Source organism: Kitasatospora sp. NPDC001159 (assembly GCF_053598235.1).
Map to the genome: position 1 here is coordinate 56,334 of NZ_JBSFJV010000038.1, position 14,480 is coordinate 70,813.

At 72.2% G+C, this 14,480-nt stretch carries 13 protein-coding genes; 11 read left to right on the forward strand and 2 right to left on the reverse strand.

What is annotated here, in order from left to right; all coding sequences use genetic code 11:
* Positions 1 to 22: 22 nt before the first annotated feature.
* The 3 genes from ACWC9T_RS20890 to ACWC9T_RS20900 all read left to right on the forward strand — a co-directional run bounded on the left by ACWC9T_RS20890 (position 23) and on the right by ACWC9T_RS20900 (position 3,261).
* Complete coding sequence (locus ACWC9T_RS20890) at positions 23 to 751, forward strand: type 1 glutamine amidotransferase (protein ID WP_355676189.1); 729 nt, start codon at positions 23 to 25, stop codon at positions 749 to 751.
* A gap of 351 nt (positions 752 to 1,102) precedes the next feature.
* Entirely contained in the window at positions 1,103 to 2,128 is a 1,026-nt protein-coding gene (locus ACWC9T_RS20895; RefSeq protein WP_380610380.1) for a 6-phosphofructokinase, read from the forward strand.
* Between the two features lie 137 nt (positions 2,129 to 2,265).
* Complete coding sequence (locus ACWC9T_RS20900; RefSeq protein ID WP_449822533.1) at positions 2,266 to 3,261, forward strand: 2-hydroxyacid dehydrogenase; 996 nt, start codon at positions 2,266 to 2,268, stop codon at positions 3,259 to 3,261.
* A gap of 130 nt (positions 3,262 to 3,391) precedes the next feature.
* Here ACWC9T_RS20900 and ACWC9T_RS20905 read toward each other — a convergent pair whose 3' ends face one another.
* Positions 3,392 to 5,530 carry a SpoIIE family protein phosphatase gene (locus ACWC9T_RS20905; RefSeq protein ID WP_449822534.1) on the reverse strand — a complete coding sequence of 713 codons (2,139 nt, stop codon included), beginning with the start codon at positions 5,528 to 5,530 and terminating at the stop codon, positions 3,392 to 3,394.
* Positions 5,531 to 6,074: 544 nt separating this feature from the next.
* On the opposite strand from ACWC9T_RS20905, the gene ACWC9T_RS20910 reads away from it, so the two are divergent.
* From ACWC9T_RS20910 to ACWC9T_RS20925, 4 genes are all read left to right on the forward strand, one after another.
* Positions 6,075 to 7,007 carry a MarR family transcriptional regulator gene (locus tag ACWC9T_RS20910; RefSeq protein WP_449822535.1) on the forward strand — a complete coding sequence of 311 codons (933 nt, stop codon included), beginning with the start codon at positions 6,075 to 6,077 and terminating at the stop codon, positions 7,005 to 7,007.
* A gap of 96 nt (positions 7,008 to 7,103) precedes the next feature.
* A complete protein-coding gene (locus ACWC9T_RS20915) occupies positions 7,104 to 7,523 on the forward strand; it encodes a roadblock/LC7 domain-containing protein (protein ID WP_449822536.1) in 420 nt (139 codons plus the stop codon).
* A gap of 100 nt (positions 7,524 to 7,623) precedes the next feature.
* Positions 7,624 to 8,028, forward strand: coding sequence for a hypothetical protein (locus tag ACWC9T_RS20920; protein ID WP_449822537.1), 405 nt, complete (start codon positions 7,624 to 7,626; stop codon positions 8,026 to 8,028).
* A gap of 132 nt (positions 8,029 to 8,160) precedes the next feature.
* A complete protein-coding gene (locus ACWC9T_RS20925; protein ID WP_449822538.1) occupies positions 8,161 to 8,664 on the forward strand; it encodes a DinB family protein in 504 nt (167 codons plus the stop codon).
* 416 nt (positions 8,665 to 9,080) lie between these two features.
* Here the strand turns inward: ACWC9T_RS20925 and ACWC9T_RS20930 are convergent, their stop codons facing one another.
* Positions 9,081 to 10,580: an MFS transporter gene (locus ACWC9T_RS20930; protein ID WP_449822539.1), complete on the reverse strand. Its 1,500-nt coding sequence runs from the start codon at positions 10,578 to 10,580 to the stop codon at positions 9,081 to 9,083.
* A gap of 194 nt (positions 10,581 to 10,774) precedes the next feature.
* On the opposite strand from ACWC9T_RS20930, the gene ACWC9T_RS20935 reads away from it, so the two are divergent.
* The 4 genes from ACWC9T_RS20935 to ACWC9T_RS20950 all read left to right on the forward strand — a co-directional run bounded on the left by ACWC9T_RS20935 (position 10,775) and on the right by ACWC9T_RS20950 (position 14,347).
* Complete coding sequence (locus tag ACWC9T_RS20935; protein WP_449822540.1) at positions 10,775 to 11,146, forward strand: YciI family protein; 372 nt, start codon at positions 10,775 to 10,777, stop codon at positions 11,144 to 11,146.
* Positions 11,143 to 12,501: an RNA polymerase sigma factor gene (locus ACWC9T_RS20940; protein WP_449822541.1), complete on the forward strand. Its 1,359-nt coding sequence runs from the start codon at positions 11,143 to 11,145 to the stop codon at positions 12,499 to 12,501. Before ACWC9T_RS20935 ends, ACWC9T_RS20940 begins: the two co-directional genes overlap by 4 nt.
* 93 nt (positions 12,502 to 12,594) lie before the next feature.
* Positions 12,595 to 13,608, forward strand: coding sequence for a cytochrome c oxidase assembly protein (locus ACWC9T_RS20945; RefSeq protein ID WP_449822542.1), 1,014 nt, complete (start codon positions 12,595 to 12,597; stop codon positions 13,606 to 13,608).
* Between the two features lie 100 nt (positions 13,609 to 13,708).
* Positions 13,709 to 14,347, forward strand: coding sequence for a YdcF family protein (locus ACWC9T_RS20950; RefSeq protein WP_449822543.1), 639 nt, complete (start codon positions 13,709 to 13,711; stop codon positions 14,345 to 14,347).
* Positions 14,348 to 14,480 lie beyond the last annotated feature (133 nt).

Genomic DNA, 14,480 nt, shown 5'->3' on the forward strand with positions numbered 1-14,480 from the left:
TCGTGACGGAAGGCCTTCGAGGATGAGTGAGAGCAGCCTGCGCGTGGTCTGGGTCTACCCGGACCTGCTCAGCACCTACGGCGACCGGGGCAACGCCCTGGTCGTGGAGCGCCGGGCCCGCCAGCGCCATCTCAACGTGACCCGGATCGACGTCCGCTCCGACCAGGCGATCCCCACCAGCGGGGACATCTACCTGATCGGCGGCGGAGAGGACCGCCCGCAGCGGCTGGCCGCCGAGCGGCTTCGGGCCGACAGCGGCCTGGTACGGGCCGCCGAGAACGGCGCGATCATCTTCGGCGTCTGCGCGGGCTTCCAGATCATGGGCCGCGAGTTCATCAACGACCTCGGCGAGCGCGAGCCGGGCCTCGGCCTGCTCGACGTCTGGACCACGCGCGGCGAGGGCGCCCGCTGCGTCGGCGACGTGCTGGCCGACGTGGACCCGCGGCTCGGTCTGCCGCAGCTGACCGGCTTCGAGAACCACCAGGGCGTCACCCACCTCGGCCAGGGCGTGCAGCCGTTCGCCACCGTCACCGTCGGCCGGGGCAACGGCACCGGTGACGGCACCGAGGGTGCCTGGCGGGACACCGTCTTCGGCACCTACCTGCACGGCCCGGTGCTGGCCCGCAACCCCGCCGTGGCGGACATGCTGATCAAGCTGGCGCTGGACGTCAACGCCCTGCCGCCGGCCGACACCACCTGGTACGACGCGCTGCGCGCCGAGCGCATCGCCGCCACGACGCGCCCCTCGTAGTACGCCCGAACGCCCCGCCCGGGTGACCGCATCGCGGTCACCCGGCCCACGGGCGGCCCCGGACGTACGACAATGGGGCTGCCGGCTGCACACCCTCCTCGGCAGCAGGCCGCAATTTCGCGCGGGGGCGCCGACGGCGCCGCTCCCGCGTCGGCTCCTGCCCGGCCGGACCAGGGGCCGTATGCTCGACTTCACGGCCGTTTTCGGACGTTCCGTCCGGATCGGCCGGTCCTTCACCCCGCGGCCACCTCCCCGCCGTCCCGGCGTGGGAGCGCCTCGTTACGGTGTCGGCTCGTCGTCCCAGCCTGTAGTCCGGCCGTTCCTCGGTTCTGCTCGGGAGTTGCAAAGCTAATGCGTATCGGAGTGCTGACCAGCGGCGGTGACTGCCCCGGCCTGAACGCGGTGATCCGTTCCGTGGTGCACCGGGGGGTGGTCGACCACGGCGACGAGATCATCGGGTTCGAGGACGGTTGGCGCGGTTTCCTGGAGGGACACCACCGCCCCCTGACCCTGGACTCGGTGAGCGGCATCCTGGCCCAGGGCGGCACCATCCTCGGTTCCTCCCGGGTGCAGCCGAGCCACCTGCGGGACGGCGTGGAGCGGGCCAAGAAGTACTGCTCCGACCTCGGTCTGGACGCGGTGATCCCGATCGGCGGCGAGGGCACCCTGAAGGCCGCCAAGCTGATGAGCGACGCGGGCCTGCCGATCGTCGGTGTGCCGAAGACCATCGACAACGACATCGCCGCCACCGACGTGACCTTCGGCTTCGACACCGCCGTCTCGGTCGCCACCGAGGCCCTGGACCGGCTGAAGACCACCGCCGAGTCCCACCAGCGGGTCATGGTCGTCGAGGTCATGGGCCGACACACCGGCTGGATCGCGCTGAACGCGGGCATGGCCGCAGGCGCGCACGCCATCGTCGTCCCGGAGCGCCCGTTCCACATCGAGAAGCTCACCGCCGTCGTCCGCGAGCGCTTCGACCGCCAGAAGAAGTTCGCCATCGTGGTCTGCGCCGAGGGCGCCAAGCCCGAGCCCGGCACCATGCACTGGGAGGAGGGCAGCAAGGACATCTACGGCCACGAGCGCTTCACCGGCATCGCCACCCAGCTCTCCCGCGAGCTGGAGCACCGCCTCGGCAAGGAGGCCCGTCCGGTGATCCTCGGCCACACCCAGCGCGGCGGCACCCCGACCGCCTACGACCGGGTGCTCGCCACCCGCTTCGGCTGGCACGCCGTCGAGGCCGTCCACAAGGGCGCCTTCGGGCACATCACCGCGCTGCAGGGCACCAACATCAACCTGGTGCCGCTGGCCGAGGCGGTCGCCGAGCTGAAGACCGTCCCCCAGGAGCGCTACCTGGAGGCCGAGACGGTCATCTGACCGGCCGCCTCCGGGCAACCGGCCCCCGGACCGCTCCCGTCGGTCCGGGGGCCCTCCCACATCCTCGTGCAGCTGATGGGCGTGCCCGCCGCCGTCCCGTTAGCGTGGGCCGCAGAAGCCCACCGGAAGGACCGCGCGTGGAGATCCTGGCGTACGGAGTGCAGGCCGACGAACGGCCGCTGCTGGAACGGGCCTTCGCGGGCCGGCACGGGCTGCGCTGCCTGGACGTGTTCCTCAACCGCGACACCGCCCCGCTCGCCGCCGGCTACCCCGCCGTCAGCAGCAGCGTCAACGCCGTCCTCGACGCCGAGACCCTCGCCGTCCTCGACGAAGGCGGCACCAAACTGATCGCCCAACGCTCCACCGGGTTCAACAACATCGACCTCGACGCCGCCGCCGAACTCGGCCTCACCGTCGCCCGGGTCTCCCACTACAGCCCGTACTCGGTCGCCGAACACGCTTGGGCCCTCGCCCTCGCCGTCAACCGCCGTCTCACCCGCGCCGCCAACCGCTCCCGCGAGTTCGACTTCCGCCTCGACGGGCTGCTCGGGCGGGACGTGCACGGGATGACGGTCGGGGTGATCGGCACCGGCAAGATCGGCCAGTGCTTCGCCCGGATCGCGACCGGCTTCGGCACCGAACTGCTCGGCTGGGACATCGCCCCTAACCCGGCCTGCGTCGACCTCGGCATGCACTACACCGAACTGCCCGAACTCCTCTCCCGCGCCGACCTGGTGAGCCTGCACGTCCCCCTCGTCCCGGCCACCCACCACCTGATCGACGCGGCCGCGCTGGCCCGGATGAAGAACGACGCGATCCTCATCAACTCCAGCCGCGGCGGCCTCATCGACAGCGCCGCCCTGGTCGAGACCCTGCGCGCCGGCCGCCTCTCCGGCGTCGGCCTGGACGTCTACGAGGAGGAGACCGGCGTCTTCTTCACCGACCGCTCCATCCAGGGCATCACCGACGACGTCCTCGCCCGCCTGGTCACCTTCCCCCAGGTTCTGGTCACCAGCCACCAGGCCTACTTCACCCGCACCGCCGTCGGCCAGATCATCGACGCCACCGCCCGCAACATCGACGACTTCGCCGCCGGCCGCACCAACGAAAACACCCTCGTCCCGCGCACCTGATCCCACAAGCAGCCAGACCGCGAGCTGCGGTACTCCGGCGGCGCCATGGGCGGGCACCCAGGCGTCCTGGCTTGCGCGGTCCCACCTGCGGTCGGCGTCGTCTCCGTCGCAGGAGTTCGCGGAGACGACCTCAGGTGGCCGTGAGGACCAGCATGGCCTGGTCGTCGTGCGTGGCGTCGGCTGCGAAGGCGGCGACCGCGGCGGAGACCGATTCGAGGAGCGCACCGGCGGTCGGGGGCGAGGTCCGGAACGTGCCGAAGGCGTCGGCCAAGCGTTCCTCCCCGAAGAGCTCGCCGCTCGCGGAGCGGGCCTCGGTGATGCCGTCGGTGACCAGGAGCAGGCTGTCGCCCGGGTACAGGTCGATGCTGCAGGGAGACGGAACGGGGTCGGGCCCGATGCCCAGCAGCAAGCCGGGGTGGGCGAGCTCCTCGATCGTGCCGTCGGCTCGTCGTACGAGTGGGGGTACGTGGCCTGCGCGAATCAGGTTGAGCGCCAGGTGGGTTGCGGTGTGCCGCAGTTCGCCGTAGACGAGTGAGACGAAGGAGTCCTCGTCGGCCGTGCCCTCCACCAGAGCGTCGTTGATGGCGGTGACCACCGCCACCGGGTCGTGCACGAGATGGGCGGCGGCGCGTGCGCTGTGGCGGACCATGCCGGTCGTGGTGGCGGCCCGGGCTCCGCGCCCGCACACGTCGCCGATCATGAGTGCCCAGCGGTCGTCGGCGAGCCGGAAGACGTCGAAGAAGTCGCCCCCGACATCGAGGCCTTCGCCGGCGGGGCGGTAGGAGGCCGCCAGATCCGCGCCCGGGATCTCGGGCAACTCGGGAGGCAGCAGGCCGGCCTGCAGGTCGTGCGCGAGTCTCACCCGGTCGCTGAACTGGCGGGCGTTGTCCGCAGTGGAGGCGGCCCGGCGGGCGAGCTCCTCGGCCAGCGCGACGGCGTGGCCGTCCAGCGGCCGGTCGGTGGCCAGGAGGGTCAGCACACCGAAGGTGCGGCCGCGGGTGGCCAGCGGCACGCACACGTAGCCGGTGATGCCGAGCTGCGCGGACGAGCCATCGGGGCGAGCGCCGACCTGGCCGATCTCGCTGGTACCGGAGGCCAGCACGCGAGCAACCGCGTTGTCGACCTCGCCGCGCAGTTCGGGGGAGGCGAGCAGGTCCTCCTCGGCTCGGCCGGCGGCGGCGACGGCGATCCGCTGGACCTGGCCGTCCTCGAGCACGTGAACGACACACAGCGGCGCCAGGGCCGGCACGGACAGCCGGGCCATGCGCTCAAGGCAGTCGAAGTAGTACGGCTCGTGCGCGATGGCGGTACTGGCGTCCAGGACGAAGGCCAAGTCCTCACGGGCCGCCTTCTCCCGCTCCTGAGCGGTGCAGCGTGCCTCCACCGCGCGATGGCGCTCGATCGCCAGGGCGGCGATGCGCGCGAAGGCCGCGCTGAGCGCCACGTCCTTGTCCTCGGGCACCTTGGGGGTGCGGTGGTAGATCGCGAAGGTGCCCAACAGGCGGCCGTCCAGGCCGTGGATCGGCGTCGACCAACACGCCGCGACATCCGCCCGCTCCGCGAGCTCCCGGTACCCCTCCCACAGGGGATCCGTGGCGATGTCGCTGACGATCACCCCTGCCTGCCGGTAGGCGGCGGTGCCGCACGAGCCGACGCCGTCACCGATGGCGATCCCGTCGATCGCGTCGTTGTAGAAGTCGGGCAGGCGCGGGGCGGCACCGTTCCGCAGGTGATGGCCGTCCGGATCGACGAGCAGCACCGAGACGATCATGTCCGGGGACAACTCCTCGATCGCCTTCGCCATACCGTCGAGGATCTCGTTCAGCGGGGCGTCGCGGGCGATCTGTTCCAGCAGGGCGCGCTGCTCGGCTGCCAGCAGCTGCGCGTGGTGGTACACGGTGGTCTCCACCGCGATCACCGCAACGCCGTCGACCCGGCCGGCCGCATCTCGGCGGGGCTCGTAGGCCACGTCGAAGAACGCCTCCCGCTGCGCCGCCGGGCCACCGAGGACGAGCCGGCCACGTCGGTTCCGGTACGCGACCCCGGTGCGGTACACCTCATCGAGCCGATCGAGGACGCCCTGCTGGGCCAGTTCCGGAAACAGCTCCCCGACGGGCACACCGGTGGTCGCCCGGCCACCCGTGAGAGCGTCGAAGAAAGCCGGATTCGCCGTCTCCAGCACGTGTCTCGGACCGCTCAGCGCAGCGAAGAGCACCGGAGCCTGCCCGAACAGGTCCGCGTACTCCTCGCTCCGCGGTCGTACGATCACGGCTTCTGCCGTGGTCGGCCTGGGGCGATCAGGCTGTACTGGCATGACCGGAAACCTTCTCGCGCTCCCACCTGCGCCATCGCACCTTACCCCCACTTTGACACGGAACGGTGCGGCCCGGACCGCAGCACCGCACACGACGAGGAGCGGATGCCGTCGTGGGACCGCAGCTCGATCGCCGGGCCGGGCTCCGCCGCCCGTATGCCCGACTTGTCTCACTTTGCCAGAGAGGGCCCTCGTACCGAGGGGCTGACCCACGAGGAGCAGGCCGTCCGACATCCGACCCGTAGACAAAATCAGACAAGCTTGAATTGCGATATTTCATCAGTGATGCAAAAGGAGTCGCCCCGCACGGACAAACGTTCAATATGCGCCCGCCCGGCCGAAAGCCCTGTCCCTGCTACTACAGTGCGATTCCCTGAGCCGACTTCCGGGGGCGTCGGCGGCAGGTGTCCATGAGAACACGGCCGATAGCGGAGACATGTCAGAAATCGGTATACCGACGCACTGGAATCCAGGTCCCCGCGCGGGGGAGGCCGGCTCCGTGAGGGTACTTCCGCTGCCCGCGGCCTTGCGGTCGGGCGGTTCGGGGCCGGACTTCCCCCGGGTGCTGATGGAGGTCCCGCACGGCCGCCTCTCCGGGACGCTCCTCGTGACGGGCGATCCGGGCGGCCGCTTCCACCTGGAGGACGGTGTCATCCTCGAGGTCACCTCACCCGGTTCGCCAGGGGTCGAGACCCTCCTCCTGCGCTCCGGCCGTGTCACCGAGACCGACTGGGCATCGGCGGTCCGGTCCGGGGCCGCGGGCAGGCGCGTCGGCGCCGAACTGGTCGCCCGGGAGCTGGTCGGCTCCGCGGAGTTGCAGCTGATCTGCGTGATGGCGGCGCTGGACGGCGCACTGGCGATGGGAATGGGCCGGATCGACCGGGTCACGCTCGATCCCGAACCGTCGGCCTCCTGTTTCGCCGCACCGGAGGGAATCGAACCGGAATGGCTGAGCCACGAGACCGAGCGGCGAATCAGGGCCCTGGGCGGACAGCCGGTTTCACCGTTCCGCGACCGGTTGTCACGAACCGACGCCGGAACCCGGCTCCTGGACGACGGAATCGCCGGCGAACGGCGGGACATCCTGCGAACGGCCAATGGCCGACGCAGCCCCCGGGACATCGCCTTCCTGCTCGGGCGGGGCCTCTACGCCGTGACGGTCGAGACCTCACGCCTGCTGCACGAAGGGTTGGTCGACCTCGCGCCCTCGGCCCTGGACGAGGCCGAAGGGGCCTTCCCCGCCCCGGAGAGCGGTCGGAACCCGGAACCGGCCGGGCAGTCGGGCCGCTCGGGGAACGCGGCCCGACTGCCGCGTCGTCGACCGGGGGCCAGCGGGATCACCGACGTCCTTCCACTGCGCCCGGTGTCCGGCCCCTGGCGGCCCTCGACGGCGATCGCCGCGGAGGACCGGCCGTTCGGCAGCGCGCCGTAGCAGTCACCGCGGACGCACCCGGCGCGCACCGGGTGGACGAACGGACCGGGGCGATGACGGCTCGTCGGAACCCGGCAACCAATCAACTGGAGAACCGTGACAGACAGACATGACCAGCTGGCCGCTGAGGTGCGGGTGCTTCGGGACCGCGTCGTCGGAGTCACCGACGTCGTGGTGGCCTCCGTCGACGGGCTACTGATCACATCCGAGACGGACGAGACCGACGAGACCGCGGGGGCCGAGGGCCTGGCCGCCCTCACCGCGGCCTCCTTCAGCATCGCCCGCCGCGCCGGCAGCATGAGCAGCAAGGGCCGGCTCCACCACACCGTGTCGCAGTTCACCGACGGCTATCTGGTCGCCCGGGCCATCGGCGACATGGCACTGATCGGGGTGCTCGGCGACGCCGGCATGGACGTGCAGCGGCTGCAGGTCGAGGCCCTGGAGTCCGCAGAACGCATCAGTGTGCTGCTGACCGCGGCGGGCGGTGAGGACGAGGGCAACCACCCTCAGCAGTAGCCGAGTTGTCGACCACAGCGTCGACACCGGTCCACTTTCCAGGACAACCTACGAAGAAGGAGCGCAATTGAGCGGGTCGGAAGCAAGAGGGTCCCGGAGCATGGCCGAAAGGGTCGCGGCCCTGGTGAAGACCCTGCGTGCCGAGGTTCCGGACTGCGTGGCCGCAGGGGTCATCGACATGTCCACCGGCATGCTGCTGTCGGTGGAGACCGTGGAATCGCACCCGCCGGAGGTCCTCGACATGCTGGCGGCGGCCACCCTCGACCTGTTCCAGGGCCGCAACGTGGTGATGATCGAGGGCATCTTCAAGGAACGACGCGGGGTCGTCAGCGACCGGCACTACTTCCAGGAGATCCTCGTCAACAGCGACAACCTGGCACACCTCTTCCTGCGGATCGACAGCACCGACGAGGTCGTCGCCGTGGTCGTCTGCCGCAAGACGGTCAACGTGGGCATGCTGTTCGCCCAGGCCCGGCGGGTACTCAAGGAGCACGGCCGGCTGTGACCACGCCGCCCGTCCGGCGTCGGCGGCGGCACCGGTCGTGTGCCACCACCGACGCCGGACGGGCGGCGCAGGCGGAAGGCCCTGGCGCCGAAGGGCTGATGTGCCCTGCGGGGATCTGCTACCGTCCCGCCCGTGATCAAGATCGTGCCGTTCACCGGCGGCGAGAAGGAAAGCCTGCACACGGCCCTCGACCGGCACCGCGACGCGGTGCTGTGGAAGGTCGAGGGCCTGGACGACGAGCAGCTGCGCCGGCCGCTGACGCCCTCCGGGACGAACCTGCTGGGGCTGGTCAAGCATCTCGGCGGCGCCGAACTCGGTTGGTTCCGCGAGACCTTCGGGCTGGAGACCGGCCCGCTGCCGTTCGACATCGACGCCGACGAGACCTCCGACCTGCGGATCGAGCCGCACGAGTCGACGGCGGACGTGCTGGCCTTCTACGCCCGTGCCCGGGCCGCCGCCGACGAGGCGATCGACCAGCTGGAGCTGGACTCCCTCGGCACCTCCTGGTCCGGCCGGACCGTCTCGCTGCGCTGGGTACTGATCCACATGACCACCGAGACCGCCCGGCACGCCGGGCACATGGACATCCTGCGCGAGCTGACCGACGGCGCGACCGGAGACCACAACCGGAGCTGACGGGGCGGCGATTCGGCCGGGGCGAGTTCGGCGGCCAGCCGGCGCAGCTCCGGGCCGTACTCCGGGTTGGCGAGCGCGGCGGCGAACTGCGCGCGCAGGTAGCGGCCGGGTTGCCGGTGTCGTACCAGGTGCCGACGACGATGGTGATGTCGGTGATGCCGCTCCCGACCAGCTCGCGGACGGCGTGTTCGACGACCGGCTTGTCGCCGACGGCAGCATCTCCCTGAGCCTGGCCTTGGTCAGCGGAGGCGGGAGCCTGATGAGGGCGGTGCCGGTGATGTAGCGCCCGCCGGGGCCGGCCAGGAAGGCCACCGCGGCGGCGATGTCCTCGGCCTCTCCGTAGCGGTCCAGGGCGGTGAGCCCGCGCTGGAAGTCGGCGGAGTCGCCGTCGGCCGGGTTCATGTCGGTGTCGATCCTCACGGGCGGGCCGGTTCGCAGTCGGGCAGCGAATCCGTCCGCGCGCCCTGCCCCGCCGGGCCCATCGCGAAGGTCAGCACGGCCAGCCCGGCGAACAGCGCGGCCGCGATCAGCCCGGTGACGTGCAGCCCGGCGGTGAAGGCCGCCCGCGCGCCGCGCAGCAGTTCGGCGCCCTGCCCGGCGGGCAGGTGCCGGGCGGCCTCGACCGCGCCCGCCAGAGAGTCGGAGCCGCCGCCCGCCCGGGTGCGGTAGACCGCCGCAGCCACGGTGCCGAGCAGCGCGAAGCCGAGCGAGCCGCCGAAGTAGTTGCCGGTCTCCGACATCGAGGCCGCCGAGCCCGCCCGCTCCGGCGGCACCGCGCCGAGCACCAGCCCGGTGCCCAGGGCGAACAGCGGTCCGGTGCCCAGGGCGAGCACCGTGATGCCGGTCATCACCAGCGGCAGCGAGCCCGCGCCGTCGTCGTCGGCGACCAGCAGCAGACCGCCCAGCGCCGAGCACGCCAGCCCGCCCGCGATCGCGGTGGTCCGCCGCACCCGGCGGGCCAGCCTGGGCGCGACCATGGTGCCGACCGCCACGCCCAGGCCCATCGGTGCGAACAGCACGGCGGAGGCGAACGGCGAGTGGCCCAGCACGCTCTGCAGGTACTGGGTCACCAGCAGGCCGGTGCCGGCCATCGCCACCCCGGCGAGCACCAACGAGACCAGGACGGCCGTGAACGGGCGGCTGCGCAGCAGACGCAGGTCCAACAGCGGCCGGTCCGACCGCAGCTGCCGCCGTACGAACAGGTACCCGACACCCGCACCCACCAACAGGGCCAGTACCGGGACCAACGGCGCGTCCTCGACCGGCAGTTGCTTGACGCCGTACAGCACCAGCAGCACCGCCACCAGCGACAGCCCGACCCCGGCCGGGTCCAGCCGCCCGGCTGCCTCGCTGCGGAACTCCGGCAGCAGGAACGGCCCGGCGATCAGCAGCACCGCCATCGCCGGCACGGCGGCCAGGAGCACCGACCCCCACCAGAAGTGCTGCAGCAGGAAGCCGGCCAGCACCGGCCCGAGCGCGCCGCCCGCGAACTGGCAGGTCGCCCAGACGGCGATGGCCTGCCCGCGCTGGCGCCCGTCCCGGAACATGTTGGTGATCAGCGCCAGCGTGGACGGCGCCAGGGTCGCGCCGGCGACGCCGAGCAGGGCCCGCGCGACGATCAGCATCAGCGGGTCGACGGCGAAGGCGGCCACCACCGACAGCACCGCGAAGGCCGCCGCCCCGGTGAGCAGCAGGCGCCGGCGGCCGATCCGGTCGCCGAGCGTGCCCATGGTGATGACCAAGCCGGCCACCATCAGCCCGTAGCTGTCGCTGATCCACAGTTGCTGGACACCACTGGCGCCCAGGTCCGCGCTGAGCCTCGGCAGGGCGAGCAGCAGCGCCGTCACGTCCATCGCGACCAGCAGGGTCGGCAGCATCAGGACGGCCAGTCCCAGTCGTGCCCGGGTGGCTTCCATCCCGGCGGCTCCTCTCCTAAGGAAACACTTCGCCGGGCGGTCGGAGCAGGTCGGCGCTTCTTGACATCGGTGGGCGCAGCGACGGCGGAGAACTCGTGGGAGATTTCTCGGCGGACGATGTCAAGAAGGCGGCGGTGGCTCCGACCGGTGGTCGAAGGGCCCAGCCGGGCCCGGCCACGACGAGGAGTAACGCGATGAAGTTCCTGATCAGCCTGCACATCAACCCGGCCGTGCTGGACGCGCTGACCGACGAGGAGAAGGCGGCGATCGGCGCCGGGCACGGCAGGTTCATCGAGGCGCTGAAGTCCTCCGGCGAGCTGATCGTCACCCAGGCGCTGGTCGACCCGTCCCAGGCCGCCGTGGTCACCGTGCGGGGCGGCCAGCCCGCGGTGACCGACGGCCCGTTCCTGGAGGCCAAGGAGTTCCTGGGCGGCTTCTACCTGGTCGACTGCGAGGACAAGGAGCGCGCGATCGAGCTCGCGGCGCAGATCCCGGACGCCGCGGTCGAGGGCCTGGGCGTCGAGGTGCGACAGGTGATGTTCTCCGACGGACACTTGGAGGCATGACAGCACCGAACTTCGAGGGCCTGCTGCGTGAGCTCACGCCGCAGGTCCTCGGCACGTTGGTCCGCCGGTACGGCCGGTTCGAGGGCTGCGAGGACGCCGTGCAGGAGGCCGTCCTCGCCGCGACCGTGCAGTGGCCCGACGAGGGGGTACCGGAGAACCCGCGCGGCTGGCTGGTGACCGTCGCCTCCCGACGGCTGGTGGACCGGATCCGCAGCGACCACGCCCGTCGCGAACGCGAGAGCGCGAACGCGGCCGCCGAGGTGGTGCCCGAGGACGTGCCGGACACCGACGACACCCTGCTGCTGCTGTTCCTGTGCTGCCACCCGGCACTGACCGCCGCCTCGCAGACCGCGCTCACCCTGCGGGCGGTCGGCGGCCTGACCACCGCCGAGATCGCCCGCGCCTTCCTGGTGCCGGAGGCCACCATGGCGGCCCGGATCAGCCGGGCCAAGCAGCGGATCAGGGCGGCCGGCAGCTCCTTCACCCTCCCCGAGGGCGCCGAGCGCGAGGAGCGGCTACGGGTCGTCCTGCACGTGCTCTACCTGATCTTCAACGAGGGCTACACCGCCTCCTCGGGCAGCGAGCTGGAGCGCGCCGACCTCGCCCGGGAGGCGATCCGGCTGGCCCGGACGGTGCACGCCCAGCTCCCCGAGGACGGCGGGGTGACCGGACTGCTGGCTCTGATGCTGCTCACCCACGCCCGCCGGACGGCCCGGACCACCGCGGCGGGCGACCTGGTGCCGCTGGCCGAGCAGGACCGGACGACCTGGGACCGCGAGCTGCTGGACGAGGGCACGGCGCTCGCCGAGGCCGCACTGGCCGGCCCCGAGCTGGGCCCGTACCAGTTGCAGGCCGCCATCGCCGCCACCCACGCCGACGCGGCCACCGCCGAGGAGACCGACTGGGCGCAGGTGCACACCCTCTACCTGATCCTGGAGCGGATCGCGCCCAATCCGGTGGTCACCCTCAACCGCGCCGTCGCCCTCGCCGAGCTGAGCGGTCCGCAGGCCGGCCTCGCCCTGCTGGCCACCCTGGACGGGGACCAGCGGCTGGCCGGGCACCACCGGCTGCTGTCCGTCCGGGCGCACCTGCTGGAGCGCGCGGGGCACCAGGCCGAGGCGTACGAGCACTACCGCCGGGCGGCGCGGGCCACGGCGAGCCTCGCCGAACAGCGGTTCCTGGCGGCCCGGGCCCGACGGCTACAGACCTGGGGCAGCGTCGGCGAGGCGGGCCAGCGGGCCCGGGCCGGGCGGGCAGGCGGCGAGGCGCCGGATGTCGTCACCCCAGCTCCCCGCCCGGCGGAGAGCCACCCGTACGGAGGGGGCGGCGGCATGGCCGGGGTAAGGCCCACCTAGGCTGTATGCCAAGCAAAACGGGCGAAGCGGACCCGCACCAGGGACCACGAGGACGGAAAGCAGGACCCGCCGATGGGCGACGGAATGTCAGGAATGCACCACCACGGCGGGATGACCCGACTAGGCCCGTTCAGCCTCTCCCATGTGTGGACCTGGTCCCCGGACTGGGTGTTCCTGCTCGGCGGTCTGGTCGCGCTCGGGCTGTACCTGTTCGGTGTGGTCCGGCTGTACAGGCGCGGCGACCGCTGGCCGATCGGCCGGGTGGTCGGCTGGGTGGCCGGCATCGCCAGCCTGCTGCTGGTCACCTGCTCCGGGCTGAACGACTACGGCATGGTGCTCTTCAGCGCGCACATGATCCAGCACATGGTGCTGTCCATGCTGACGCCGATCCTGCTGCTGCTCGGCGCCCCGATCACCCTCGCGCTGCGCGCCCTGCGCCCGACGGGCAAGGGCCGTCCGCGCGGGCCGCGCGAGCTGCTGGTGGCGCTGCTGCACAGCCGGTACGTCCGGGTGATCTCGCACCCGGCGTTCACCATCCCGATGTTCATCGCGAGCCTGTACGGGGTCTACTTCACCCCGCTGTTCGACTTCCTGATGCAGTACCGCCTCGGGCACATCTTCATGATGGTCCACTTCCTGCTCACCGGTCTCACCTTCTTCTGGCCGATCATGGGCGTGGACCCGGGCCCGCACCGCCCCGGCCACGTGATGCGGATCATCGAGCTGTTCATGGGGATGCCGTTCCACGCCTTCTTCGGCGTGGCGGTGATGATGGCCGGCCACCCGCTGGTCTCCACCTTCACCGTCCAGGGCGCGCCGCCCGGGACGGACCTGTTGGAGGACCAGAAACTGGCCGGTGGCATCACGTGGGCGTTCGGCGAGATCCCGACCGCGATCGTGCTGATCGCCCTGGTCTACCAGTGGATGGGCTCGGAGCAGCGCCAGGCCCGTCGCCGCGACCGCGCCGAGGACCGCAGCGGCGACGCCGAGCTGGAGGCCTACAACGCCTACCTGGCCTCGCTGCACAAGCGCGGCCAGCGCCCGGGTGCGGCCGGCACCCCCGCCGCCCCCGTCACCCCTGCCGCACCGGCGGCCGACGTCGGCTGAGCCCGGTCGGCCGGACATCCCGGAGCCCACGTTCCTCACCGGAGGACGTGGGCTCCGCCGCGTTCCGGAACGGTGTTCCCACCGGGCGCGTTCGACGGGTATGCGCGCCCTGTTCCTCCTCGCCGTGCTGCTCGGCGGGTACGTCCTGCTCTGGCTGCTCGGCTTCCTCGGCTGCGCGCTGCAGCAGCGCCACCGGCCGGTGCCCGCCGGCTCCGACTACCTGGTGGTCCTGGGCGCCGCGCTGGACGGCTGCAAGCCCGCGCCGGCGCTGGCGGCCCGACTGGACGCCGCGCTGGAACATTTCGCCGCCGAGGAGGCCGCCGGGTACGCGCCGCTGCTGCTGGTGACCGGTGGCAAGGGTCCGCACGAGGAGTGCACCGAGGCCGCCGCGATGGCCCGCTACCTGACCGCCCGGGGTGTCTCCGCCGAGCGGATCCGGCGCGAGGAGCGGGCCGTGAACACCGTCGAGAACCTGCGGTTCAGCGCCGCCCTGATGGCCGCCGAGCGCCCCGGCTACCGCTGCACGGTGGTCACCAGCGGCTTCCACGCCGTCCGCTCCGCCCTGGCCGCCCGGCGGGCCGGCGCCCCCGCCCGGGTGCTCGGCGCCGACGGGCTGCTCGCCCACGGCCCGTACCAGCTGCTGCGCGAGGCGGTCGGTACGGCGCTCGCGCTACCGCGCGCCAACGGCGCCGCGCTGCTGCTGCTCACCGGCACCGGGGTCGTGCTGGGGCTGGCCTGAACGGGCCTTCGGATCACGGCGCACCGGCCGTCGGTGTGACCGCCCGGCGCGCGGGGAGGCCCCGGGTCCGCGATCGCGCGCTGTCCGGGAGAACCGGGCGGGCGTGCAGGACGAGGGCAGCCAGCTGGTGGCG

What these genes read in the sequence shown, in the direction of transcription:
- ACWC9T_RS20950 (WP_449822543.1), top strand. Translation starts at nt 13,709, where the DNA reads ATGCGCGCCCTGTTCCTCCTCGCCGTGCTGCTCGGCGGGTACGTCCTG.
- ACWC9T_RS20890 (WP_355676189.1), top strand. Translation starts at nt 23, where the DNA reads ATGAGTGAGAGCAGCCTGCGCGTGGTCTGGGTCTACCCGGACCTGCTC.
- ACWC9T_RS20920 (WP_449822537.1), top strand. Translation starts at nt 7,624, where the DNA reads ATGGCCGAAAGGGTCGCGGCCCTGGTGAAGACCCTGCGTGCCGAGGTT.
- ACWC9T_RS20945 (WP_449822542.1), top strand. Translation starts at nt 12,595, where the DNA reads ATGCACCACCACGGCGGGATGACCCGACTAGGCCCGTTCAGCCTCTCC.
- ACWC9T_RS20940 (WP_449822541.1), top strand. Translation starts at nt 11,143, where the DNA reads ATGACAGCACCGAACTTCGAGGGCCTGCTGCGTGAGCTCACGCCGCAG.
- ACWC9T_RS20930 (WP_449822539.1), bottom strand. Translation starts at nt 10,580, where the DNA reads ATGGAAGCCACCCGGGCACGACTGGGACTGGCCGTCCTGATGCTGCCG.
- ACWC9T_RS20895 (WP_380610380.1), top strand. Translation starts at nt 1,103, where the DNA reads ATGCGTATCGGAGTGCTGACCAGCGGCGGTGACTGCCCCGGCCTGAAC.
- ACWC9T_RS20935 (WP_449822540.1), top strand. Translation starts at nt 10,775, where the DNA reads ATGAAGTTCCTGATCAGCCTGCACATCAACCCGGCCGTGCTGGACGCG.